Origin of the sequence: Massilia rubra (assembly GCF_011682065.1) — a bacterium.
Taxonomy (GTDB): domain Bacteria; phylum Pseudomonadota; class Gammaproteobacteria; order Burkholderiales; family Burkholderiaceae_D; genus Telluria_A; species Telluria_A rubra.
Map to the genome: position 1 here is coordinate 84,465 of NZ_VUYU01000001.1, position 24,883 is coordinate 109,347.

The following is a 24,883-nucleotide window of genomic DNA, read 5'->3' on the forward strand; positions in this document are numbered from 1 at the left end:
TTATGGGTCGATGCACACCGTGTGCGCGCCGCGCCAGGCCGCGCCCGGGGCCAGGGTCAGCGGTGCGATCAGGGCCGGTTCGATGCACACGAAGCGCTGGTACTCGGCGTCGAGCATGTCGCCCAGCGCGGCCGCGTCGAGCGCACCCGGGTTCCACACCACCGCGTCGGTGAAGCCGCTTTGCGCAAGGCGCAGGGTGGAGTGGCCGTCGGTGAGCAGCATGCCGCCTTCGATGCCCTGGTAGATGCGGTCGAACTTGTCGTCGATGTGCAGCTCGCCTTCCTGCACGCCGCCGATGCGCACGCGCGCCAGCTCGCCGACCGCAAAGTAGCTGTGCAGCGCGGCCGAAAACGCAAACGCATCGGCGCCCGTGTTGCTCACCTCGAACGCCAGCGCCAGCACGCCGCCGTTCACATCCACCCGCAAGGTCAAGGCGAAGCCGTGCGGCCACGCTTGCGCCAGCGCGGGCGGCAGGTCGCCAGGCGCCAGGGCGAAGACGGCGAAGCCCGCGCCGCTCTCTTGCAAGCGCCAGGTGGCCACGCGCGCAAAGCCGTGGCGCATGCCGGCGCCGCGTTCGGCGAACTGTGGGAAGATCACCGGCACGCCGCCGCGAATCGGACGGCTGCCGTCAAGCCTGGATGCGGCGCTGCAGAACAGGCGCTCGGCGCCATCGGCGCCCTGCCACGACACCAGGTGCGCGCCGTACAAGGTGACGATGGCCTGGGCGCCGTCGGCGCCGCGGATGCGCACGGCCGGCAGTTGGCCGTAGTCGACCATCTCGATGGTGTTGTTCATGGAGTCGTTCATGTTTGGCGGCCCTTGGCCAGCGGCGGATTGGCCGCGAAATAGCGCTTGATGCCCTTGGTGATGGCGGCCGCGATCTGGTCCTGGTAGCCATTGTCGCGCAGCTTGGCTTCTTCTTCGGGATTCGAAATGAAGGCCGTCTCGATCAGGATCGACGGGATGTCGGGCGCCTTGAGCACCGCGAAGCCGGCCTGTTCGACCGAGCCTTTGTGCAGCTTGGCGATGCCGCTGATTTCGCCGAGCACCGCTTTGCCGAGCTTCATGGAGTCGTTGATCTGGGCCGTCGTCGACAGGTCCAGCAGCACGCTGGCGATCTGCTTGTCGTGGCTCTGGATGTTCACGCCGCCGATGGCGTCGGCCAGGTTTTCCTTGTTGGCGAGCCAGCGCGCGGCGGTCGAGGTGGCGCCTTTTTCGGACAGCACGAACACCGATGAGCCGCGCGCGGTCGGCAGCATGAAGGCGTCGGCGTGGATCGAGACGAACAGGTCGGCCTGCACCTTGCGCGCTTTTTCGACGCGCACGCCGAGCGGCACGAAGTAGTCGCCGTCGCGGGTGAGCATGACGCGCATGTTGGGCTGCTCCTCCAGCTTGAACTTGAGCCGCTTGGCGATGGCCAGCACAATGTCTTTTTCGCGCGTGCCCGAGGCGCCGATCGCGCCCGGGTCTTCGCCGCCGTGGCCGGGGTCGAGCGCGATGGTCATCATGCGCACCACCTTGCCGCCTTTGTCGTTCTTTTGCGCGGCCACGCGCGGCGGGTCGGGACGGATCGGGGCCGGGTCGGGAAGTTCGGGCTTGGGCGTCGGCACGGCCGGCTGGGCCAGTACCGGGCCGGCCGGCGGCAACGGCGCCGGCTGCTGCGCGGGCGGCACCACCACCACCACCGGCGGCGTGACCACCGCTGGCAGCGCTGGCGTGGCGGCAGGCGGCGTGGCGGCCACCGGCGGCGGCGTCGCGGCGATCGGCGGCTTGGGCGCGGGCGTCGGCAGTTCAGGGTTGCCGGGCGGCGCATCGGCGCGCGACCACTCGCCTTTTTCGATCATCGCCGCGATCGGGTCGACCGCCTTGACCGGATACAGGTCGAAAATCAGGCGGTGCTTGTAGTTGCCCACGGGCGCGAGCGTAAACACTTGCGGCTTGATTTCTTCTTTCAGGTCGAACACCAGGCGCACCACGTTGGGCCGGTTCTGGCCCACGCGCACCTGCTTGATGTACGGGTCGCCCGACTGGATCTTGGCCACCAGGCTTTTCAGGGTCGGATTGAGTTCGAGTCCTTCGATGTCGACCACGAGGCGCTGCGGGTCGGGCACGGTGAAGTGCGTGACTTTGAGGTCGCTGTCGTTTTCGAGCGTGACGCGGGTGTAATCGGCGGCCGGCCAGACACGCACCGCGAGAATTTGCGCGGCGCTAGCGGGCAGCACGGGAAAGACGGAAAGCAGCAGGGTGCCGCCAGCTTTCAGGATGGTGCGCCGGCTTATTGCTCCCGGCATCAAAGGTTTGGTGCGAATGTAAGGCGGTCGAGGCATAGCAAACCCAGGTCAGACAACGCTTGCAATTCTACATCACGGCCGAGCCCGGCAACGTGAAGGAATACACGCAGGTCGGGGGGCGGCAGCACCGGATCGGCTTTTTCGGGCCATTCGACGATGCAAATGTTGTCACCGTTAAATTCTTCACGGAAACCGGCGTCCAGGAATTCTTCGGCGCTGGCCATGCGGTACAGGTCGAAATGGATGACATTCACGGCGCGCCCGGCCAGTTCGATGCGGTACGGCTCGGACAAGGTGTAGGTCGGGCTCTTGACGCTGCCGGCGTGCCCGGCCGCGTGCAGCAGCGCGCGGGTGAGGGCGGTCTTGCCGGCGCCGAGGTCGCCATGCAGGTGGATGGACAGCCCCGGCAGCAGCGCGCGCGCCAGTGCGGCGCCCAGTGCGTTGGTGCCGGCTTCGTCATGGAGGTGGGCTTTGAAGTGCTGCATGGAATAGAATAGTCGCTGTGATGTTTGCCAGCCTTCGATTGTACTCCCGCCCAGCATGCTTTCTTCCCCTGACCAACCCGATCTGTCCGCTTTAGCGCAGTCCATCAAGCTCTGGGGCCGCGAGCTCGGCTTTGGCGAGGTGCGCATCAGCGACGCCGACCTGTCGCAGGCCGAAGCGGGCTTGCAAGCCTGGCTCGACGCCGGCCGCCATGGCGAGATGGATTACATGGCCAGCCATGGCATGAAGCGCGCCCGTCCGGCCGAACTGGTGCCGGGCACGGTGCGGGTCATCAGTGCGCGCATGGATTATTTGCCGCCCGCCACGCCGGACGACTGGCGCGAGCGCGAGGCGGCGCGCCTGCGCGACCCTGGCGCGGCCGTCATTTCGATCTATGCGCGCGGCCGCGATTACCATAAGGTGTTGCGCAGCCGCTTGCAGCAACTGGCCGAGCGCATCGAGCGCGAGACCGGGCAACTGGGTTTTCGGGTGTTTACCGATTCGGCGCCGGTGATGGAGCTGCCGCTGGCCGAAAAAGCCGGCATCGGCTGGCGCGGCAAGCACACCTTGATCCTGAATCGTGATGCGGGGTCGATGTTTTTCATTGGCGAAATCCTGGTGGACGTGGCGTTGCCGGTCGATGCGCCGGCCAGCGCCCATTGCGGCCAGTGCAGCGCGTGCATCACAGCCTGCCCGACCCAGGCGATTTTGGCGCCCGGGCGGCTCGATGCGCGCCGCTGCATTTCGTACCTGACCATTGAGTTAAAAAGCAGCATCCCGGAAGAGCTGCGGGCGCTGATCGGCAACCGGGTGTATGGCTGCGATGATTGTCAGACCGCGTGCCCGTGGAATAAGTTCGCGCAAAAGGCGGTGGTGCCCGATTTTGATGAACGCAATGCGCTCGGCAGTGCCGATATGGTCAGTTTGTTCGCCTGGAGCGAGGAAGAGTTCGGGCGCAGGCTGGAGGGCAGTCCGATCCGGCGCATCGGGCACGAGCGCTGGCTGCGCAACCTGGCGGTGGGCCTGGGCAATGCCGCCGAGGGGCGCAAGGGCGATGCCGCCATCGTGGCGGCCTTGCGGACGCGCGCGGACCATGACTCGCCGATGGTGCGCGAGCATGTGGCGTGGGCGCTGGGGCGGCATGCTCAATAGCCCCCCGCCGTTCCTGGCACTGCCAGCAACGACTTCCCGCCTGAGAGGCTGTCTCAAAACGCTAAAATCACCGCTAGGCGGTAGACTCTTATCCGTCATTCCCGCGCAGGCGGGAATCCAAGTTCGCTGCTATGCCACGGAATGGGATTCCCGCCTGCGCGGGAATGACGGTGCTGGAGGTGGTAGTCGTTGAACGCGTCCCTTTTGAGACAGCCTCCTGAGCGGGAACGACGGTTTGGAATGTAACGATACAACCCTGTCAAATTCTGCTCCCTACAAGCGCTTCAAGCGCACCGCCGACCAGTCGCTGTCCATCGACGCCATCGCCACGCCCGTCACCCCGCGTTCCTTGGCCCACGCAAAAATGGTGTCGCGCGTGAGGTCGGTGGCCTTGGGCGCGCTCGGCTTGAGGTAAGCCACCCATAAGGACCCCTTCTCGCCCAGCCGCCGCAAGGCGGCAGGGAACCATTTTTCAAGCTCAGCCTGGTTCAGCGCGAAGACCAGCACCACGTCGGCCGGCCCTTCTTCCTCGTTGATCAAGCTCTTCGGCAACTGTTCCATCATGGCCGGATGGACCGCGCCATTGAACACCGCCAGCGACCTGGCAGTCTTCAGGTACATCTTGTCGGCTATCGTCTTTTCACTCATCGGATCGTACCCAGATTGAATTAGGAAGCGAAATTATGCTACCAGTGTTTGACCGGGGTACGCACCATTGCGTTCATTTTCATTTTGATTATGTTGTTCGGTTTCTATGCGGACACCTTTGCCGCAGCGGTCCCACAGGCGGTCGTGCCAGGGCAGGACGATGACGTTGAGCACCGGTTCGATCAGCGCGGCCAGGCCGCCAAAGGCGAGCGAGCCGCTGGCCCAGGCCATCACGCCGAACGCCACCGCAATGTGCAAGCCGGTCTGGCTGAGCTTTTCCAGGCCCAGCGCCAGCATCCGCCCGCGCGCGGTGCGCGCCAGCTGGCCCAAGGCGTGCCAGGCTTTCTCGTGCAGCGGCAGCAAGGCCACGTTGAGGATCGGCTCGATCACGGCGGCCAGGCCGCCCAGCGCGAGCGAGCCGGTCATCAGCCAGGTCAGCGCGAAGGCGATGACCATGTGGGTGGCGATCCTGCTGGTGGTTTGTGCGGCGGCCCTGACCATGATGCTGTCCTTCGAATGCGTGCTCGATCAGTAAATGATAATCGTTCGCATTTAGAAAAGACAGTCAATTGTGTCACTCGGGGCCATAGCGTGAGGCTATGCCGGCGCGTCCTGATGGCCTATTTCAGCAAGCCTGCCAGCTCGACCGCGGTTTTGACCTGCATCTTGTCGAAGATGTGGGCGCGGTGCACTTCCACCGTGCGCATGCTGATGCCGAGCTGGTCGGCGACGACCTTGTTCATCTTGCCGGCCAGGATCAGGTCGAGCACTTCGCGTTCGCGCGCCGACAGGCTGGCCAGGCGCGCCTGCACCAGCGCGCCGGCGCCGGCCTGGCGCGACAGGGCCAGCGCTTGTTCCACCCGGTCCATCAGGCGGTTGCCGTCGAACGGTTTTTCGAAGAAGTCGAAGGCGCCGCGCTTGAGGCTGTCGACCGCCATCGGCACGTCGCCGTGGCCGGTCAGGAAGATGACGGGCAGGCGCGCGGTCAGGCCGCGCGCGATCAACTGGTCGAATACGGCCACGCCGTTGATGTCGGGCATGCGCACGTCGAGCAGCAGGCAGTCGCCGTGGGCGTCGAAGCGGGCCGCGGCTTGATCAAGAAAAAGTTGGGCGCTGGCGTGCCCGCAAGCTTCGATACCGCGCGAGCGCGCCAGCCAGACGAGCGAGTCGCGCAGAACGTCCTCGTCATCGACGATATGCAACATGGGAGTCTCCGGTTTTTCGCGTAGTCTACCCCAGCGGGGCCGCTTGCGCCGGCAAGCTGAAGCTGAAGATGGTGCCGCCGTCCGGATTGGCGGCGTGTTTCAGGCTGCCGCCGTGGAATTCGACGGCGCTGCGGCACACCGACAAGCCCATCCCCATGCCTTCGGCCTTGGTCGAGAAGAAGGGCGAAAACAGGCGTGCGGCCACCTCCGGCGCAATCCCGTGGCCCTGGTCGATCACGGCCACGCACACCTGGCCGTGCTCGCAACTGGCGGCGATGCGCAGCAGGCGCCGGCCGGGAGCGATGTCTTGCATGGCTTCGATGCCGTTGCGCGTCAGGTTCAGCAAGACTTGCTCGAGCATCATGCGGTCGGCGCTCACGCACGGCAGGTCGGGCGCGATGCTGGTCTCGACCATGACGTAGAACTTGCGCGCCTGCAGTTCGATCAGGGCGTAAATGCCGTCGACCAGGGCATGCACGCCGATCCGCTGGCGCTGCGGTTCGCGCTTTTTGACGAACTCGTGGACGCTGCGGATGATCTGGCCGGCGCGCTGGGCTTGCAGGCTGGCCTGTTCCAGGGCCGGCTGCAACAGGCCGGCGTCGACGCTTTGTCCTTGGGCGCTGGCCCGTCCCAGCACGTTCAGGGCGCCGGTGGTGTAGCTGGCGATGGCCGCCAGCGGCTGGTTCAGCTCGTGCGCCAGCATCGAGGAAATCTCGCCCATGGTGGCCAGGCGCGCGCTGGCCTGCAATTTTTCCTGCTGCTGGCGGTTGAGTTCCTCGACGCGTTTCAGGTCCGATATATCGAGAATCGAACTCATCCAGCCGGTCTGGCGCGCCTCGCTGTCGACCAGCGGCGCTTCGAAAATGAGCACCGGCACGCGCACGCCGTCGCTGCGCTGGAAGATGGTTTCGAACTGCTCGGTCGCCTCGCCCGCCAGCACGGCGGCGAAGCGCTGCTGGTAGACCGCCATCGCTTCCGGCGCCCAGTAGGGCATGGGCGGGGTCTTGCCCAGCAGTTCCTCGGCCGGCAAGCCGACCATCTTGCAAAACGCCGGGTTGACGTAGGTGACCCGGCCTTCCAGGTCGCGCGCGCGCAGGCCGGTGACCAGCGAATTTTCCATGGCGGTGCGAAACGCCATCTGCTGGCGCAACGCGCCTTCGGCCGCCAGGCGGCGCGCGATGTGGCGCCACAGCGCCATCAGGCTGGCCAACAGGCCCAGCGCCAGCAGCACCACCGAGCCGACCAGCAGATTGGGCAGCAGGCGCGGTTCGCTCTTGACGCTGTCGGTGGCCAGCATGAGCGTGGCGCCGGTCAGGTCGAGCGCGCGTTTGTGGGTGTACACGCCGCGCCCGGGACCGGCGGCGGCGCGCTTGGCCAGCACGCCGTCGTCGCGGTCGACCAGGGAAATGGCGTTATCCTGCGCGAACCACCAGGGCACGGTTTCGTCGAGCAGGATTTTCAGGTCGACCGTGGCCACCAGGCTGCCCACGTAGGCGCCGTCGCGAAACAGCGGCAGGTGGTAGTCGAGCAGGTGCTGGCCGGGCAGGGCGCCGGCGTACGGTTCGGCGTAGCGCCCGAGGCGCCCGGCGCGCGCCATCTCGGCGGCGTCCCGGGCCGGCGCGCGCAGGGCCGGCGCGCCGGGCGCGGCGCTGGCCGCCTGCAGGCGCAGGCCAGGGTCGAACCAGCGCACCTGCTCGAGCTCGTGGCTGAGCTTGAGCATCTGGGCCAGGCGCGCCTGCAGCGCGGCTGCGGCCAGCTTGCCCTCGGCCAGTTCGGCGCCGAGCGCGGCCAGCGCTTCTTCGTTGCGGGTCAGCTCGAAACGGATGGTTTGCTCGACCCACAGTGTGTCGGCAATCAATTGTTCCTGGCGTTCGGTGGTTTCCATCTGGCGCGCCTGCCACGGCAGCCAGAACAGTACCGCTAAAAACAACAGTACCAACAGTACCGGCAACAGCCAGCGCCAGGGGCCGCCAAGTACAAAGGGAGGCCTTGCGGGCCGCGCGGTTGAAGTCATCATCACACCTTGTCCGTAATAGTCGGTCCTGGCTATTGTGGATATCCACTGTTGCAGTGCAGAATGTAGGTCGGGATTCCGCATTGCGGTCAAGAAACGTTGGTTTTCGTAAATATGGAGATAAGTATGAAAATGAAGTCGTTCGTCGTCGCGCTCGCCGCCACACTCAGTTTGAATGCATGGGCGCAAGCGCCGATCGTGATCAAGTTCAGCCATGTCGTGGCAACCGATACCCCCAAAGGCCAGGCCGCCGAGCGCTTCAAGGAGTTGGCCGAGAAAGCCACCAAGGGCCGCGTCAAGGTGGAAGTCTACCCGAACAGCCAGCTCTACAAGGACAAGGAAGAGCTCGAAGCCCTGCAACTGGGCGCGGTGCAGATGCTGGCTCCCTCGCTGGCCAAGTTCGGTCCGCTGGGCGTGAAAGAATTCGAAGCGTTCGACCTGCCATACATTTTCCCGACCAAGGCCGCGCTGTACAGCGTGACCGAAGGCCCGATCGGCAAGAGCTTGCTGCAAAAGCTCGAGCCAAAAGGCATTACCGGCCTGGCGTACTGGGATAACGGCTTCAAGGTGATGTCGGCCAACAAGCAGTTGCGCGTGCCGGCCGATTTCCGTGGCCAGAAGCTGCGCATCCAGTCGTCCAAGGTGCTCGACGCGCAGATGCGCGCACTCGGCGCCAATCCGCAGGTGCTGGCCTTCTCCGAGGTGTACCAGGCGCTCCAGACCGGCGTGGTCGACGGCACCGAGAATCCGCCGTCGAACATGTTCACCCAGAAAATGCACGAAGTGCAGAAGCACGTGACCCTGTCCAACCACGGCTACCTGGGCTATGCCGTCATCGTCAACAAGAAGTTCTGGGATGGCTTGCCGGCCGATATACGCACCAGCCTGACGACCGCGATGCGCGACGCCACCACGTTCGAAAAAGCCATCGCCCAGCGCGATAACGACATGGCGCTGGAAGCGATCAAGAAAACCGGCAAGACCGCCATCTACACGCCAACCGCCGCCGAACAGGCCGAATGGCGCAAGGTGTTGTTGCCAGTGCACAAACAGATGGAAAGCCGTATCGGCGCCGAGCTGATCGGTTCGATCAACAAGACCGCCGCCGCAGCGAAGTAAGCACGCAGGTCCCGGGCGGGCGCCGCGCCATGCGGCGCCCGCCCGCACGCATTTCCCCATTCCCCTTTCCTTAATTTACAGATTCAACATAAGGATTCGACATGAAATTTCTCGACCATCTGGAAGAGTGGATCATTGCGAGCCTGATGGGCGCAGCCACGCTCGTTGTGTTCGTCGCGGTGGTCCACCGCTACCTGTCCGGCCTGCCCATTCCCGTGGTGCAGGACTGGCTGATTCAAATCAATACCAGCTGGGCCCAGGAACTGTGCATCTACATGTTCGTCTGGATGGCCAAGTTCGGCGCGGCCTACGGCGTGCGCACCGGCATCCACGTCGGCATCGATGTGCTGATCAACCGCCTGGACACCCCGTGGCGCAACAAGTTCATCGTGTTCGGCCTCCTGGCCGGCGCGACCTTTACCGCCATCGTCGGCACCCTGGGCGCCAATTTCGTCTGGCACATGGCGCACACCGACCAGACCTCGTCCGACCTCGAAGTGCCGATGTGGCTGGTGTACCTGGCGGTGCCGCTCGGGTCCTACCTGATGTGCTTCCGCTTCATCCAGGTGGCCGTGCATTTCATCCGCACCGGCGAGCTGCCCAAGCATGACCACGGCCATGTCGAAGGCCTGGAAGACGAGATCGCCGCGGCGAAAGGCGGTGCCGCATGAGCGCCCTCATCATCTTCAGCCTGCTGATCGTCCTGATGCTCACGGGCATGCCGATTTCGATCTCGCTCGGCCTGACCGTCCTGACCTTCCTGTTCACCATGACCGACGTGCCGATCCAGTCGGTCGCGCTCAAGCTGTTTACCGGCATCGAAAAGTTCGAAATCATGGCGATTCCGTTCTTCATTTTGGCCGGCAATTTCCTCACGCACGGCGGGGTGGCGCGGCGCATGATCAACTTCGCCACCTCGATGGTCGGCCACTGGCACGGCGGCCTGGCGCTGGCCGGCGTGGTGGCGTGCGCGCTGTTCGCGGCGGTGTCCGGTTCCAGCCCGGCGACGGTGGTGGCGATCGGCTCGATCATCCTGCCGGCCATGGTGCGCCAGGGCTATCCGCGCGGCTTCGGCGCCGGCGTCGTCACGACCTCGGGCGCGCTCGGGATCTTGATTCCGCCATCGATCGTGATGGTGATGTATTCGGTCACCACCAATACCTCGGTCGGCCAGCTGTTCATGGCCGGCGTGGTGCCGGGCCTCATGCTGGCCAGCCTGCTGGGCCTGACCACCTGGTTCCTGGCGCGCAAGCATAACTATCCGCGCATGCCGAAGGCGAGCTGGGGCGAGCGCTGGCTGGCCTTCCGCAAGAGCGCCTGGGGCTTGCTGCTGATTGTCATCGTGATGGGCGGGATTTATTCGGGCAAGTTCACCCCGACCGAAGCGGCCGCGATGGCGGCGGTGTACGCCTTCATCATCGCCGTGTTCGTCTACAAGGACTTGAAGCTCAAGCAAGTGGCCAAGGTGCTGCTCGATTCGGCGTCGATGTCGGCCATGCTGCTGTACATCATCACCAACGCGATGCTGTTCTCCTTCCTGATGACCAGCGAAGGCATTCCGCAAGCGATGGCGGCCTGGATTACCGGCCAGGGCCTCGGCGTGGTCAGCTTCTTGCTGGTGGTGAATATCTTGCTGCTGTTGGCGGGCAACGTGATGGAACCGTCGTCGATCGTGTTGATCATGGCGCCGATCCTGTTCCCGGTGGCGATGAAGCTGGGCATCGATCCGGTGCACTTCGGCATCTTGATCATCGTCAACATGGAAGTGGGGATGTGCCATCCACCGGTCGGGCTCAATCTGTACGTGGCCTCGGGCATTACCAAGATGGGCATTTCGGAGTTGACGGTAGCGGTGATGCCGTGGCTGTTGACGATGCTCGGCTTCCTGGTGATCGTGACCTACGTACCACAGATCTCGCTGTGGCTGCCTAATTTAATTTACAAGTGAAATATATTTTCCCCCACCGTGAAAAAAAAGCCACATTTTCTTAAATCAAATAAGTTATGATGGGCACCGATCCAGCACCATACTGGTGCGGATGGGGGCGAACGGATTGCAGGTTGGGGGAGTGGGAAGATAGAAGAAACGGTAGTCCATACCGGAGAAATATCGAGGAGACACGCGTTTTACAGAATGCTGTTGGCATGTCCAAACAGCCGGGAACGTGAATAAAATTTGGAACGCACCGCGAGGTGCGTTTTTTTTCGTCTGCCGGAAAGCGCGGCGGATTGGTTTGACGCCGTCTGCGCATATACTCTCGTGTATGAACCCTCAAGCAGAGAACATCTTTTCCGCCATCGTGGAGGCGCCCTTCGGCGCGGTCGGCATCCGCACCGACGCGGGCCGCGTGCGCGAACTGGTGTACCTGCCGCCCCATTTCGGTGCGAAAGAGGCGCTTGACCCGGTCGCCGCGCTGGCCGCGCAGCAGGTCGGGCAATACCTGCGCGATCCCGATTTCCGCTTCAGTTTGCCGTTGCTGGACGCCGGCAGCGTCTTCCAGCGCAAGGTGTGGGAAGCGATCGCGTCAATCCCGCGCGGCACCGTGCGCACCTACGGCCAGGTCGCCAAGTACATCGGCTCGGCCCCGCGCGCGGTGGGGCAGGCGTGCGGCGCCAACTGGTTTCCGATCATCATTCCGTGCCACCGGGTCACCGCCGCGGGCGGGCTGGGCGGCTTTTCGAACCATGACGATGAAAATGGTTTCCACCTGGGCGTCAAGCGCTGGCTGCTCGCGCACGAAGGGGCCGGCAAGGGACCATGGCAACAGCAATCAATCTTCAACTGATCGACGCCTTCTGCGACCAGCTGTGGCTCGAGCAGGGCCTGGCCAAGAATTCGATCGACGCCTACCGGCGCGACCTGCGCCTGTTCGCGCGCTGGCTCGAAGTGACACGCCCGGCGCTGGCCAGCCTGCACGCGGTCGGCGCCGGCGAGCTGGAAGCGTATTTTTCCGACCGCCATGCCGAGTCCAAGCCGAGCACGGCCAACCGGCGCCTGTCGGTGCTCAAGCGCTTTTACCAACTGGCGCTGCGCAACAAGGACGTCACGGCCGATCCGTGTTTGCAGATGGCGTCGGCAAAGCAGCCGCAGCGTTTCGTGCATACCCTGACCGAAGCGCAGGTGGAAGCCTTGCTGCAGGCGCCCGACGTGAGCACGCCGCTCGGACTGCGCGAGCGCACCATGCTCGAAGTGATGTATGCGAGCGGCCTGCGGGTGTCGGAGCTGGTGACCTTGAAAATGATGGAGCTGAGCCTGAACGATGGCGTGCTGCGCATCACCGGCAAGGGCAGTAAAACGCGGCTGGTGCCGTTTGGCCAGGAAGCGCGCCGGTGGATCGACCGCTACCTGAAAGAAGCGCGTGGCGTCATCCTGAACGGCCAGGTGGACGATGCGCTGTTCGTGACCGGGCGCGGGGGACCGATGACGCGCCAGATGTTCTGGATCCTGATCAAGAAGCATGCGGGCACGGCGGGCATCACGGCGCCCTTGTCGCCGCACACCTTGCGCCACGCGTTCGCCACGCATTTGCTCAATCACGGGGCCGACTTGCGCGTTGTGCAACTTCTGCTGGGACATGCCGATATTTCGACGACCCAGATTTACACCCATGTTGCGCGCGAGCGCATGAAGCGACTGCACGCCGAGCATCACCCACGTGGTTAATTCAAATGCCGAACGCATAACTGCGTCATAATGCTGTCTTACTACCCCCCTTTCTTTTATAACCCAAGAGGTGATCCATGGCTAAAACTAATTTCCAGTACGAAAAGCGGCAGAGGGAATTAGAGAAAAAGAAAAAGGCGGACGAGAAGGCCAAGCGCAAGCTGGAAGCCAAAACGACGCCTGGCGGTGAAGACAATGAGGCGGCCGATGAGGATGACACCGAGGAAGCGAAGCCCGAATAGGCAAGGCGTCCTCCCGGCCACTGGCGCAGGCAGGCGCGGCCAGGTTCGCGCCGGAACCGGCAGCCGGCCTTGCGCAAGCAAGCGATCGGCAAACCTACTTTTTGTTCACCTGGCGCGTGGTGTCATGGTACTGCCAGAGCACATTGACGATCTTCCACTCGCTGCGCTGGTTCTTGTACAGGTGCATATAGTCGATCCACTCGTCGGCGCTCAGCTTGACGGTTGCCACACGCTGGTCGACATCGAGGATCTTGATGTCCACCCGCGGCTGCGCCGGAAATTTTGTACCGTCCCGGTTGTAGGTCCTGGCGACCTTGACCATGGCGTCGAAATCGGTCTGCATGATGAATTCCGTGCCGTCGGCCGCCTGCCAGTAGGTGCGCTTGGCGAGCTTGGGATCGAGGCCGCGTTCCATGCGCGCCGGATCGACCTTGTGTTGCGACTCGATATAGTCGCGTACCGCGCGCTCGATCAAGGCATTATCGGTGGCATCGGCCGCCTGCGCCATCAGCGGCGCTGTGGCGCACAGCAGAAACAGTAAAGAGCGTTGCATGTGTATCCTTCGGTTGTGGGCGGGATGCGCATGGGAAGCTCGGACCGGTTCCCATGCCATCGACGCTTGTTGCGATTCAAAAATGGCGCGGCTGCTCAAACGCCGACCGCGACCTTGTCTTCTTCATGCTGGCCCTCATGCTCGTCCTGTTGATCACCCTTGAACCAGCGCGCCGCGCGCTTGCCCAGGCTGTCGAGGTAGGTGTACGCCACCGGCACCACCACCAAAGTCAGCAGGGTTGAGGTAATCACCCCGCCGATCACCGCGCGTCCCATCGGCGCCTGCGATTCGCCGCCGTCGCCCATGCCGATCGCCATCGGCAGCATCCCGAAGATCATCGCCAGGGTCGTCATCAAAATTGGCCGCAGGCGCACCTGCCCCGCTTCCAGGATCGCATCGTGCTGGTTCTTGCCCTCTCGCTGGCCGTGATTGGTGAAGTCGACCAGCAAAATCGCGTTCTTGGTCACCAGCCCCATCAGCATCACGATACCGATCACCGAGAAAATATTCAAGGTGCTGCCCGTCACCAGCAGGGCAATCAGCACCCCGATCATCGACAAGGGCAGCGACACCATGATCGCGATCGGCTGCAGGAAGCTGCCGAACTGCGAGGCCAGCACCAGGTAAATGAAGATCACCGCGATCCCCAGCGCCGCGCCGGCCGCGCCCATGGTTTCGGCCATCTGCTCGGCGTCGCCGCCGACGTCGAAACGCACGCCGTCGGGCAGCGTGATGCTCTTCATGGCCAGCTTGACGTCGCCGTCCACGTCGCCGGTCGGACGCCCTTCGGCGCTGGCGTAGATCGCCACCCGCCGTTCCAGCGCCTGGCGCTTGAGCACCTGCGGGCTGGTCGAAGGCACGAATTCGACCACCTGGCGCAGCGGCACCATTACCGGATTGCCATCGGCATCGCGCTTGGTCGAGGCCACCGACAGGTCGGCCAGGTCGGCCACCTTCTGGCGCCCCGACTTGGGCAGCTGCACATTGACGTCGTAATTCTGTCCGTCCGGCGCCAGCCAGCGGCTGATCTGGTCGCCCGCCACGAAGGGTCGCAGCGCCAGCCCGATCTGCTGGGTCGACAGCCCCAGGTCGCTGGCCAGCTCGTTGTTGATCTTGACGATGGTGGCCGGGTTGGCGCCTTCCTGGCTGTATTCCAGGTCGGCGATGCCCTTAATGGCGCGCATCTTGTCCATCAACTGGTGCGCCACGGCGTCGAGATTGGCTTCATCCTGGCCCAGGATCGCGATGAAGATCGGCTTCCAGCCGACCGACATGGTGATCCCGGCGACCGCTTGCAGGCGCTCGCGGATCAGGCGTTCGACTTCCTTCTGCGAGCGCCGCTTGTTCTTGTTCCGGTCGGTCAGTTTCAGGTTCATCTGGGCCGTGTGGCGCCCGTTGTCGGTGCCCACGGTGGTGATCGCGCTGTCGATGTCCTTGAACTCCTTGAGCGCCGCTTCGACCTGCTGCATCTTCTGGTCGGTGTATTCCAGGCTCGACCCGACCGGGGCCTTGAATTCCATGTGGATATAGCCGTCGTCGGTTTCGGGGAACATCTCGCCGCCGATCAGCGGCATCAGGGCCAAGCTGCCGACGAACAGGGCGGCGGCCAGCGCCAGGGTGGCCTTGCGCCAGCGCAGCGCCAGTTCCAGCACCTTGCCGTACCAGAGGTGCAGGCGTTCGATGCCATGCTCGATTCTCTCCATGCCGCGCCCGAGCCAGGGCAGGTACTTGAACCGGTCCTTGACCGGGTCGCGCCACACCGACGAGAGCATCGGGTCGAGCGTGAAGCTGACGAACAGCGACACCATCACCGCCACCGCCACCGTGATCCCGAACTGCAGGAAGAAGCGCCCGATGATGCCTTCCATGAAAGCGACCGGCACGAACACGGCCACGATCGCAAACGTGGTGGCCATCACCGCCAGCCCGATTTCGTTGGTGCCGTCGTTGGCGGCCTGGTGGTGGCTCTTGCCCATGCCGAGGTGGCGCACGATGTTTTCGCGCACCACGATGGCGTCGTCGATCAACAGGCCGATGCACAGCGACAGCGCCATCAGCGTGAGAAAGTTGAGCGTGAAACCGAAGAACTTCATGGCGATGAAGCTGGCCATCACCGAAATCGGCAACGTCAACCCGGTGATGATGGTGCTGCGCCACGAGTGCAGGAACAGGAACACGATCAGCATGGTCAGCAGCGCGCCTTCCATGATGGTGCGCTTGACGTTGTCGAGCTGCTTTTGCACGCGGTCGGACTGGTCTTCGACGATGTTAAGGTGTATATCGGCCGGCAAGGTGGCGCCGAGCGCCGTCACCGCCTTCTTGACCGCGGTGCCCACTTCGACCACGTTGGCGTCCTGGATCTTGGTCACTTCGAGCGTGATGGCGCGCTTGCCGTTGATGCGCGAGATCGAAGTTTCTTCCTGCTCGCCGTCGATCACGTCGGCCACCTGGTCGAGGTACACCGGGCCGCTGGCGCGGCGCGCCACGATGATCTTGTTGAAACCGCGCGCATCCTTGATCTTGCCTTCGATGCGCACCAGCCGTTCGGCCGCGCCGTAGGCGATATTGCCGGCCGGCAGATTGGTGTTGGTGCTCTGGATCGCGCGCAGCACTTCGTCCACGCCGATGTTCTGGCTGGTCAGGCCATCGGGCCGGATGTGCACCAGGATCTGGCGGTTGGTGGTGCCGTGCACGCGCACCTGGCCCACGCCCGCCACGCCTTGCAGGCGCTTGGTGATGACCTGCTCGGTCAGGGTCGACAGTTCGCGCAGCTTGCGGGTGTCGGACATGAGCGACAGTTCGACGATGGCGCGGCTGTTGTCGCCTTCTTCACGGGCGATGAACGGTTCCTTGGCTTCCTTCGGAAAGCCGGGGCGCGCCAGCCCGATCTTGTCGCGCATGTCGGTCATGGCCTTGTCCATATTGGTCGACAGGTGGAATTCGACCTGCACCCCGGCCCGGCCTTCCCAGGAATTGCTGCGGATTTTCTTCACGCCGCTGACGGTGTTGATGGCGTCTTCGAGCGGGCGGGTGATGTCGTTCTCGACCTGTTCGGGCGAGGCGCCGGGGTAGTTGACCTGCACGTAGGCCACCGGAATGGCGACATTGGGCATGCTTTCCACGCCCAGCCGACGGTACGAGAACAGGCCGAGCACGACCAGCGCCACCATGACCATGGTGGCGAACACCGGATTCTTGATACTGGTTGTTGTGATCCACATGGTGTCAGCCTTTCGGGGCGGCGGGGGCCGCTGGCGCCGTGTTGGCGGCGGCGGTGGCGGCCGGCTCGCTGAGCTTGACCTGGCTGCCCGGCTTGACCGCGTCCAGCCTGGCGGTGATCACGCGCGCGCCCGGTTCGATGCCTTCGGTCACTTCGACCATGCCTTCATCTTCGTTGCGCAGGCCCAGGGTGACCGGGCGCGAGACCACCTTGCCGGCTTCGACGACGTAGACCACGTCCTTCTCCTTGTCCTTGCGCAGGGCCGCGAACGGCAGCAGCGGGCGCACGGCCGACTTTTGCGTGGTGATCGATCCCTTGGCGAACATGCCGCCGCGCAGGGCGCTATCGGCATTGTCGACACTGATATAGACCAGCATCGCGCGCGAACCGGTTTCGGTGGTCGGGTTAATGCGCGTCACCTTGCCGGCAAAGGTGCGGGCCGGGTAGCCGTCGACCCGGAAGTTCACTTCATGGCCGATTTTTACGCGCGGAATGTCGGAGGCCGGCACCTGCGCCTCGAGCGTCAATTGGCGCAGGTTGACGATGGAAAACGCCGGCATGTCGGGCGAGAGCTTGTCGCCGGCCTGCACGTGGCGCTTGCTGACCACCCCGGCCAGCGGCGCGCGGATGACCGTGTCGTTCAAGGCGATGCGCGCCAGGTCGACCTGGGCCTGGGCCGCGCGCACGCTGGCGCGCGCCAGCGCCACGCTGTTGTCGGTGGTGTCGTACGCGTTTTGCGAAATGTATTTTTGCGCCAGCAAAGCGCCGCTGTTGGCATTGTTCTTGGTGGCCATCGACAGGCGCGCGCTGGCCTCGTCGAGCGCGGCTTGCTGCTGCGCCAGGCGCGCTTTCTGGTCGGCCTGGTCGAGGCGCGCCAGGACCTGCCCGGCGGCCACGTTCATGCCTTCCTGCACGGTCGTTTCCAGCACTTGGCCGGAGACCTTGGACTTGACGGTGGCCTGGGTCAGCGGCGCCAGCGAGCCGGACAGCGGCATGTTCACGCTCAGGGCGGCGCTAGCGACCGCCGTTACGTCGGCGCGCGCCAGCTCGTACACCGGTGGCGCCTTGGCGGCCGGTTTTTCAGTCGCCTCGGCCGGCTTGGGGCCGGCCAGGGCGAACCAGGCGCCGGCGCTGGCGGCGACGACCAGTACGCCGAGCGCGGGGGCGCGCCAGCGTGGCTTGCGAAGGGGAATCTGGGCCGGCGCGCTGGGCAAGGTCTCGAGTTTCATGGTGGCTTGGTCTTCTTCTGGTCGGACGGGTGGCTGGAGGCGATTCGGGAGCGCCGCCGCTCCGTCCTGGGTGCAGGATGGAGGCAGGTGCGCATGTTGTCACTATAGAAAATGCGCGCCGCGCGCGCACCCCGAATGCGACAGACCGCCGTTCCGGCACGACGAACTGCAAAAAAACCCGACAAAGCGCAAATTTTGCGAATAAGAAACAATTCTCCCGGCCTTGGCTTTGCGTGCGCGCAAACGGAACCGAACCCGCGTGGTCAGAATGGGTCTAACTATTGATTCACGATACGGACCGGCCAGCCGCCGGCCTTGCTTAATGAGATGAAGGGATTACCGTGAGTGCTGACACCCCTGCCCAAGCGGGCAGTTTCGAGCCGGAAGGACCAGGACGCGAAGCGCTCGACGTCCTGTACCGTTTCGTCGCTGCCCTTGAACTGGCGCCGACGGTGGCCGTGCACAGTACCGACCGCAACGGCATCGTGCGCTACTGGAACCATACCTGCGCCGACGTGTTCGGCGTTACCGCCGCCGAGGCGGTCGGGCGTCCCCTGACCAGCCTGGCCTCGCACCTGGAGCGCGAGGAAGACTTCAAAAACACCCTCGAATCGGTGTGGAAGACCGGGCGCACGGCGCCGCCGCGCGACTGGCACATCCGGCGCCTCGACGGCGCCGAGCGCTGGCTGTACTCGACCCACTTCCCGGTGCTGCGCGACGGCGTGCCGCAGCAATTGTTCTGCATGGAAGTCGACATCAGCAAGCGCAAGGTCGATGAAGCCGAGCTGATCGAGGCGGGCGCCAACTTCCGCCAGTTGTTCGAACGCTCGACCGACGCCATCGTGCTCATCAAGGGCAACAGCATCGTCGATGTCAATCCGGCCGCCGTGGCGCTGTTCCGCTGCGTCGGCAAGCAAGACATCGTCGGCAAGACCCTGCTCGATTTTTCGCCCGAGGTGCAGGCCACCGGCGAAACTTCGGTGGTGGCCGACGCCGCCGTGACCGCGCGCGCCTTCATCGACGGCAACTATCGCTACGAGTGGGAATACGCGCTGCCCGATGGCATCCATTTCTGGGCCGAGGTGCTGCTCACCTCGGTGACCCTGGACCATGAATTCCTGTCCTATGCGGTGCTGCGCGACATTTCCCCGCGCAAGACGGCCGAGCATGCGCTGGCCATGGCCGCGCGCGTGTTCGAAAATTCGCGCGACGCCATCCTGATCACCGACCGCCACTACCGGGTGATCGCCGTCAACCAGGCGTTCACGACGCTGACCGGCATCGAGGCGGGCGAGGTGATGGGCGGCGAAGTGCCGGGCTTGCGTTCGGGCATGCACGAACCCTCGTTCTACCAGCAGATCTGGGATTATGTCGCCGTCCACGACCACTGGGAAGGCGAAGTTTGCTGCGTGCGGCGCGAGGACGACGATTACCCCGTGTGGGTGGCGGTCACGGCGATCCGCGACAGCGCCGAGCAGGTCTCCAATTACATGGCGATCATGACCGACATCACCGAGCGCAAGCGTGCCGAGGAACAGACCCGCCACCTGGCCGAACACGACTTCCTGACCGACCTGCCGAACCGCGTGCTGTTCCTCGACCGCCTGCACCAGGCGCTGGTGTCGGCGCGGCGCCAGCACAACAAGGTGGCGGTCATGTTCCTCGACCTGGACCGCTTCAAGGGCATCAACGACAGTTTCGGCCACCACGTGGGCGACGCCGTGCTCAAGGAAGTGGCCACGCGCCTGACCGGCTGCGTGCGCGGGGTCGATACGGTCAGCCGCCAGGGCGGCGACGAGTTCGTGGTGATCCTGGCCGACATCGGCGGGGTCGACCAGGCCGCCCACGTGGCCACCAGCGTCATGCACGCGGTGGCGCAGCCGGTGCGCAGCAATGGCCACACGATCAGCCTGTCGGTCTCGATCGGCATCGCGATCTGCCCGGACGACGGGCTCGACGTCGATACCCTGTTGCAACATGCCGACGTGGCCATGTATCACGCCAAGCAGAACGGGCGCAACGCCTTCAGTTTTTTCAACGCCGACATGAACGCGCATGTCATCGAGCGGGTGCAGATCGAGAACGAATTGCGGCACGCGCTGTCGAACCAGGAGTTTTTGCTCGAATACCAGCCCGAGGTCAACATCGCCACCGGCCTGACCATCGGCGTCGAAGCGCTGTTGCGCTGGCGCCATCCGCAGCGCGGGCTGCTCATGCCGCACCAGTTCATTCCTGTGGCCGAAGAATGCGGGCTGATGGTGCCGATCGGCGAGTGGGTGCTGCGCCAGGCCTGTTCGCAGGCGCGCGCGTGGCGCGATGAAGGCTGTCCGGTGGTGGTGGCGGTCAATTTGTCGGGCGCGCAGTTCCTGCACGGCGGGCTGGTGCACAGCGTCGATGAAGCGCTGCGCCTGTCCGGGCTGGCGCCCGAGTTCCTCGACCTGGAAATCACCGAAAGCGTCATCATGCGCGGCGACGAGGCGACCGTGGCCACCGTCGCCGCCCTGCGCGAGCGCGGGGTGCAACTGACGATCGACGACTTCGGCACCGGCTATTCGAGCTTGAACTTCCTGCGCCGCTACCCATTGACCAAGCTGAAGATCGACCGCTCCTTCGTGGACGAGATTCCGGAATACGATACCACGGCCAACCTGATTCCCGCCATCATCGCGGTGGCGCGCAGCCTCAAGCTGCGCGTGATCGCCGAGGGGGTCGAGACGGCCGAGCAGCTGATGTTTTTACAGCAGCACGGCTGCGACGATTACCAGGGCTATTACGCCAGCATGGCCTCGACCGAGCCGGACCTCAAGCCGCGCCCTCGTTAACCCCGCGCGGGCCGTCGAACAGGCGGATGCGCGCCAGCACCTGGCCGTGGTCGGACGCCTCGGGCAGCTCCAGCACCACGTGGTCGTTCAGGTAGACCACGTCCACCACTTCGCCGATGGCGTTGGGCAAGGCGGCATTGAATTCTTCCGACACCAGAATGTGGTCGATGGTCGTGTAGTGGCTGTCGTGCACGATGGAAAAGCCCACGTGGCGCAGATGGTCTTGCCGCTGCTGCAACTGGTAGGCGTCGAACATGCGGTCGCCCAGGGTGTTGCCGTTGCCTAGCACGAGCATGGTGGTGACCGCGTCGGCCACGTCGTTGAAGTCGCCCAGCACCACGCGCGGACGGCGTTTTTCCTTGGCTAATTGACTCAGGAACACGCGCAGGGCGGCGGCCTCGGTGCCGCGCCGGATCAGCGAGCGCAGGCAGGCCAGCGCGTACAGTTGCGCATCTTCGCTATTGTCGCCGTTGCGGTAGTCGGGCCGCTTGGACTTGAGGTGCACCACCACCACATCGACCGTACAGTCGGGCGAGACGATCACCGGCACATGGATCACGGCGCGCGAAAAGCGGTCGGCCTCGCGGCTGCCGGGCGGCAGCGCCACGCCCTCGGGAAATGCCAGGTGCGCCACGCCGGGCGCGGCCAGCGGCAGGCGCGACACCAGCGCCACGCTCGGCGTGAGGCGTTCGGCGGCCGGATCGGGATCGAAGCCGACGTGGAAGGCGTTGCGGTAGCGGCGGGTGCGCGCCAGCGCCTCAAGCAGGGCGGCTTGCGAAAAAATCTCCTGGAAACCGATCACGTCGGCGTCGAGCAGGTCGATCTGGCGCGCCGTCCAGTCCAGCTTGGCCTCGTACTCCTCCGGGGTGGAGGGCAAGAGATTGTCGTACAGCTTCACGCCCGGTGGGGCGAGGTTGTACAGGTTAAACGTGGCAAAGCGAATTTCTTGCTGCATAATAAGAAACTCCTCATTGAACGTTTAGCGTATCACGCATGGCCAAGAAAGAGCATATTTCCGAAACACCGGCGACGCAGTTCCTGCGCAAGCACCGGGTCGATTTCTCGGAACACCCGTATCCGTATGAAGAACATGGCGGCACCTCGGTGTCGGCGCGCGAGCTCGGCGTGCCCGAACATTCGGTGGTCAAGACCTTGGTGATGCAGGACGAGGCGGCCAAGCCGCTGATCGTGCTGATGCATGGCGACTGCAAGGTCTCGACCAAGAACCTGGCGCGCGCGATCCCCTGCAAGTCGGTCGAGCCGTGCAAGCCGGAGGTGGCGCAGCGCCATTCCGGTTACCAGATCGGCGGCACCTCGCCGTTCGGCACCAGGAAGGCCTTGCCGGTGTATGTGGAGCAAGGCATCCTGGCGCTGGAAAAGATCTATATCAATGGCGGGCGGCGCGGCTACCTGGTCGGCATCGCGCCGCAGGTGCTGGTGACGCTGCTGGCGGCGCGGCCGGTGCTGTGTGCGCTGGAAGAATAGGCCGATACTGCGTCATGGTCGGCCGCACCCGGCAATGAAATACTTTCATTATTGGCATTGCGGCCCGCCGCCATCGTTGTGAAAACGTCCAATTATCACAAAAATACGTGGTTTTATTGCAAATAGTTCATGGAAATGTGAAAAATCGCATGCTCAAAAGTTAGCGCGGTCCAGTCCGGCAGGATAATACGCACCCAAGTTGCATATATATAGATCCTGAAACGCTGAACCGGAGTTGATATGAGACGTCTGTTGAACTACCTGGCAATCCTTGCCCTCACCAGCGGGGTGTTGACCGGATGCGGCGATAACACCGGCGCATCCGGCCCCGGCCGCGCAGCAGGGGCGGACACGCCGCCTGTCGTCAGCGCCGCTGCCGCCGCTGCTCCCGATGTCGCAGTGGCCGGCGTGATGAGCGGAGGCGGCGCCAACGTCGCCGGCACCGCTGCCAACGCCACCGCCACCGCCGAGCCTGGCGTCGCCCCGATCGCCAACGCCACCACCATGGGCGTGGCCGCCGCTGCCTCGACCACGCAATGGACATTCTGCGCCAACGAAAACAGCAGTTGCGTTTTCAATGGCAACCAGACCGTGCGCTATGGCGCGGGCGATCGCTTCGTCAGCAAGACGCTTGGCTGGGGCGCCGCGTGCAACAGCGCCACCTTCGGCGATCCGGCGCCGGGCGTAGCCAAGCATTGCGACGTCACCAGCACCTGGAAAGCGTGCAGCGTCGAGGGCGCCCAGTGCGCCTTTACCGATACGCGCACCGTGCGCTTCGGTTCCGGCACCAGCTTCATGAGCAAGACGGCGACCGGCGGCGTCGCCTGCAACAGCAATGTCTTCGGCGATCCGACGCCAGGCATCGCCAAGCGCTGCGACAGCGCCCCCGTCACATGGACCTTGTGCGCCACCGAAGGCGGCCGCTGCAATTTCAGCGGCACCAATGCGGTGCTGTTCGGGGCGGAGGGCAAGTATTACACCTATACCAAGACCGATGGCGTCGATTGCGCCGTGGGTCCCGCCATGGCCAACCCGGCCCCGGGCCTGGTGAAAAACTGCTATATCCCCGGCGCACCGGTTGCCGACGCCACGCCACCTGCTGTCGGCGATCCACGCATCGGCAGCATCCAGTTGGCGCAATCGCAGCTGTTCGACAGCAGCGACAGCGCCCTGATCCTGATTAACAGCAAGGCGGTGATGGTCAAGGTCAATGCCCTGAGCAACAATCCAGCGGTGGCCAAGCCGGACGGCAAAATCCAGGTCAAGGATGCGAACGGCAATGTGCTGCGCGAGATCGCCTTGAGCAAACCTGCCGGTGCGCTGCCTGCCAGCGTGCCTGTCGTGCCCGACAGGAACACCTCGTACATCGGCATCGTGCCCGCCGACCTGGTGCGTCCCGGCCTGCGCTTGAGCGTGGTCCTGTCGAATGGCCAGAGCATGACCATCAATCCAAGGGTGGGCGGCGGCGTGCCGATGGACCTGATCGTGATTCCGGTCCAGATCGGTAGCTCGGTCGGCAAGGTCGTCAGCAATCTGCGCGACTTCGTGCAGGACCGCATTCCGGTGTCGGTCGTGAACCAGAGCGGCCGCGCGCCGTATGTCTCGTCGCGCGTGACCCGCCTGCCAGCCACCGAGGCCGAATGGAGTACCGCGTTCGGCAAGATCCTGGGCGAAATCGGCGATTTGCACCGCCTGGAAGGCGCCAACAATCGCCAGCATTACTTCGGCATCATTCCGAAAGCCAGTTACGGCCTGGCCGGCCTGGCCTATGTGCCGGGCAATGCCGGCGTGGCCGCCGATATTCCGTCGATGAGCGAAGACGGCTTGCGCGGCACCGTCGTCCACGAACTGGGCCACAACTACCGCCTGAACCACGCCGCTTGCGGCGGCGCCGGCTCGCCGGACCCGAAGTATCCCTACCCGAACGCGCAACTGGGCACGGGCAACCATTACACCTGGGGCTATCTGTTCAGCCGTGGGGCGTTCTTCGATCCGCGCAGCCCGAATCTGCATGACATCATGAGTTATTGCGGAGGCAGCACCTTTTCGGACTACAACACCCATCTGATGCAGGCATTCCTGACCCCGGCCGACGCCCTCAGGACGTCGGCGGCGAGCGCCGCAGCGCAGGACCTGGTGCTGATCAGCGGCCAGATCAGCGGCGACAAGGCAAGCCTGTCGCCACTGAAATCGTTCGTCGGCCGTGCCAGCCTGCCGGCCAGGGGCGAGTACACCTTGCGCATCGTGACCGCCAAAGGCACGCTCGCGTATCCGTTCGCCACGTTGGTGGTCGACCATGCCGACGAAGCGGCAGCGCTCAACTTCAGCTTCGCGATTCCGAATCCGGGTCCGATCGTCAGTATCTCGGTGCTCAAGGGCACGGCCAACCTGATGCAGGCGAGCGCCCGTCCGGTTGCGGAGAACAGTGCCCAGGGCCAGGCAGCGGTGGTGCGGGTGCGCGAGCAAGCCGGCACGGTGCAACTGAACTGGGATCGCGCGAGCTATCCGTACCTGACCGTGACCGTGGTCAACGATGCCGGGCGCTCGACCCTGGCGCAGGATCTGCAAGGGGGGAGTGCGGTCTTGTCGCTGGGTGCGTTGCCGGCCGGTGGCGCGTTCGAATTGAGCCTGTCCGATGGCGTCAATTCGGTGCTCGTCAAGCAGTCGCGCGCAAGCGGGGCCCAGTAAGGGGCGATTAACCCGTCGTAACAGAAAACGGCCCACACGGGCCGTTTTGTTTTTGCATGTCGAGCGAC

At 64.3% G+C, this 24,883-nt stretch carries 21 protein-coding genes; 10 read left to right on the forward strand and 11 right to left on the reverse strand.

The genetic code is table 11. The annotated features are described in order from the left end of the window. Genes F0185_RS00400 through tsaE form a run of 3 tightly spaced genes read right to left on the reverse strand, consistent with a single transcriptional unit; the run spans position 1 to position 2,776 of the window. Positions 1-807, reverse strand: a complete 807-nt coding sequence (locus F0185_RS00400) for a D-hexose-6-phosphate mutarotase (RefSeq protein ID WP_229476643.1) — start codon at positions 805-807, stop codon at positions 1-3. Beyond that, positions 804-2,291: an N-acetylmuramoyl-L-alanine amidase gene (locus F0185_RS00405; RefSeq protein WP_229476645.1), complete on the reverse strand. Its 1,488-nt coding sequence runs from the start codon at positions 2,289-2,291 to the stop codon at positions 804-806. The genes F0185_RS00400 and F0185_RS00405 overlap by 4 nt, the downstream gene beginning before the upstream one ends. Then, positions 2,291-2,776, reverse strand: coding sequence for a tRNA (adenosine(37)-N6)-threonylcarbamoyltransferase complex ATPase subunit type 1 TsaE (gene tsaE / locus F0185_RS00410; RefSeq protein ID WP_167220567.1), 486 nt, complete (start codon positions 2,774-2,776; stop codon positions 2,291-2,293). The genes F0185_RS00405 and tsaE overlap by 1 nt, the downstream gene beginning before the upstream one ends. A 55-nt stretch (positions 2,777-2,831) precedes the next feature. Here tsaE and queG point away from each other — a divergent pair, with 55 nt between their 5' ends. Continuing rightward, entirely contained in the window at positions 2,832-3,926 is a 1,095-nt protein-coding gene (gene queG / locus F0185_RS00415; protein WP_167220569.1) for a tRNA epoxyqueuosine(34) reductase QueG, read from the forward strand. Between the two features lie 273 nt (positions 3,927-4,199). Here the strand turns inward: queG and F0185_RS00420 are convergent, their stop codons facing one another. From F0185_RS00420 to F0185_RS00435, 4 genes are all read right to left on the reverse strand, one after another. Continuing rightward, positions 4,200-4,547, reverse strand: a complete 348-nt coding sequence (locus F0185_RS00420; protein ID WP_229476647.1) for a DUF3052 family protein — start codon at positions 4,545-4,547, stop codon at positions 4,200-4,202. Between the two features lie 60 nt (positions 4,548-4,607). Further along, the gene (locus F0185_RS00425) at positions 4,608-5,075 is read right to left on the reverse strand and encodes a DUF2061 domain-containing protein (protein ID WP_167220573.1); all 468 of its coding nucleotides are present in this window, start codon (positions 5,073-5,075) and stop codon (positions 4,608-4,610) included. Positions 5,076-5,194: 119 nt separating this feature from the next. Next, complete coding sequence (locus tag F0185_RS00430; protein WP_167220575.1) at positions 5,195-5,779, reverse strand: response regulator transcription factor; 585 nt, start codon at positions 5,777-5,779, stop codon at positions 5,195-5,197. A gap of 25 nt (positions 5,780-5,804) precedes the next feature. Next, a complete protein-coding gene (locus tag F0185_RS00435; protein WP_167221284.1) occupies positions 5,805-7,793 on the reverse strand; it encodes a sensor histidine kinase in 1,989 nt (662 codons plus the stop codon). Between the two features lie 126 nt (positions 7,794-7,919). On the opposite strand from F0185_RS00435, the gene F0185_RS00440 reads away from it, so the two are divergent. The 6 genes from F0185_RS00440 (at position 7,920) to F0185_RS00465 (ending at position 12,818) form a co-directional block, all read left to right on the forward strand. Beyond that, positions 7,920-8,912 carry a TRAP transporter substrate-binding protein gene (locus F0185_RS00440; protein ID WP_167220577.1) on the forward strand — a complete coding sequence of 331 codons (993 nt, stop codon included), beginning with the start codon at positions 7,920-7,922 and terminating at the stop codon, positions 8,910-8,912. A gap of 101 nt (positions 8,913-9,013) precedes the next feature. Further along, complete coding sequence (locus tag F0185_RS00445) at positions 9,014-9,583, forward strand: TRAP transporter small permease (protein ID WP_167220578.1); 570 nt, start codon at positions 9,014-9,016, stop codon at positions 9,581-9,583. Beyond that, positions 9,580-10,860, forward strand: coding sequence for a TRAP transporter large permease (locus F0185_RS00450; RefSeq protein WP_167220580.1), 1,281 nt, complete (start codon positions 9,580-9,582; stop codon positions 10,858-10,860). The genes F0185_RS00445 and F0185_RS00450 overlap by 4 nt, the downstream gene beginning before the upstream one ends. 316 nt (positions 10,861-11,176) lie before the next feature. Further along, complete coding sequence (locus tag F0185_RS00455) at positions 11,177-11,698, forward strand: methylated-DNA--[protein]-cysteine S-methyltransferase (RefSeq protein WP_167220582.1); 522 nt, start codon at positions 11,177-11,179, stop codon at positions 11,696-11,698. After that, a complete protein-coding gene (gene xerD, locus F0185_RS00460) occupies positions 11,671-12,576 on the forward strand; it encodes a site-specific tyrosine recombinase XerD (protein ID WP_167220584.1) in 906 nt (301 codons plus the stop codon). Before F0185_RS00455 ends, xerD begins: the two co-directional genes overlap by 28 nt. 77 nt (positions 12,577-12,653) lie before the next feature. Further along, the gene (locus F0185_RS00465) at positions 12,654-12,818 is read left to right on the forward strand and encodes a hypothetical protein (protein WP_167220586.1); all 165 of its coding nucleotides are present in this window, start codon (positions 12,654-12,656) and stop codon (positions 12,816-12,818) included. Positions 12,819-12,912: 94 nt separating this feature from the next. On the opposite strand, the gene F0185_RS00470 is transcribed toward F0185_RS00465, so the two are convergent. From F0185_RS00470 to F0185_RS00480, 3 genes are all read right to left on the reverse strand, one after another. After that, positions 12,913-13,371 carry a nuclear transport factor 2 family protein gene (locus tag F0185_RS00470; RefSeq protein ID WP_167220588.1) on the reverse strand — a complete coding sequence of 153 codons (459 nt, stop codon included), beginning with the start codon at positions 13,369-13,371 and terminating at the stop codon, positions 12,913-12,915. Positions 13,372-13,466: 95 nt separating this feature from the next. Next, a complete protein-coding gene (locus F0185_RS00475) occupies positions 13,467-16,592 on the reverse strand; it encodes an efflux RND transporter permease subunit (protein ID WP_167220590.1) in 3,126 nt (1,041 codons plus the stop codon). A gap of 4 nt (positions 16,593-16,596) precedes the next feature. Further along, complete coding sequence (locus F0185_RS00480; protein ID WP_167220592.1) at positions 16,597-17,820, reverse strand: efflux RND transporter periplasmic adaptor subunit; 1,224 nt, start codon at positions 17,818-17,820, stop codon at positions 16,597-16,599. Between the two features lie 341 nt (positions 17,821-18,161). Between F0185_RS00480 and F0185_RS00485 the strand changes: the two genes are divergently transcribed. Beyond that, the gene (locus F0185_RS00485) at positions 18,162-20,642 is read left to right on the forward strand and encodes a sensor domain-containing protein (protein WP_167220594.1); all 2,481 of its coding nucleotides are present in this window, start codon (positions 18,162-18,164) and stop codon (positions 20,640-20,642) included. On the opposite strand, the gene F0185_RS00490 is transcribed toward F0185_RS00485, so the two are convergent. After that, on the reverse strand, positions 20,623-21,597 hold the full coding sequence (locus F0185_RS00490; protein WP_167220596.1) for an endonuclease/exonuclease/phosphatase family protein: 975 nt from the start codon (positions 21,595-21,597) through the stop codon (positions 20,623-20,625). The genes F0185_RS00485 and F0185_RS00490 overlap by 20 nt on opposite strands. A gap of 38 nt (positions 21,598-21,635) precedes the next feature. On the opposite strand from F0185_RS00490, the gene F0185_RS00495 reads away from it, so the two are divergent. Together F0185_RS00495 and F0185_RS00500 are read left to right on the forward strand one after the other, a co-directional pair. Further along, complete coding sequence (locus F0185_RS00495) at positions 21,636-22,127, forward strand: aminoacyl-tRNA deacylase (protein WP_167220598.1); 492 nt, start codon at positions 21,636-21,638, stop codon at positions 22,125-22,127. Positions 22,128-22,367: 240 nt separating this feature from the next. Then, positions 22,368-24,815, forward strand: a complete 2,448-nt coding sequence (locus F0185_RS00500) for a M66 family metalloprotease (protein ID WP_167220600.1) — start codon at positions 22,368-22,370, stop codon at positions 24,813-24,815. Positions 24,816-24,883 lie beyond the last annotated feature (68 nt).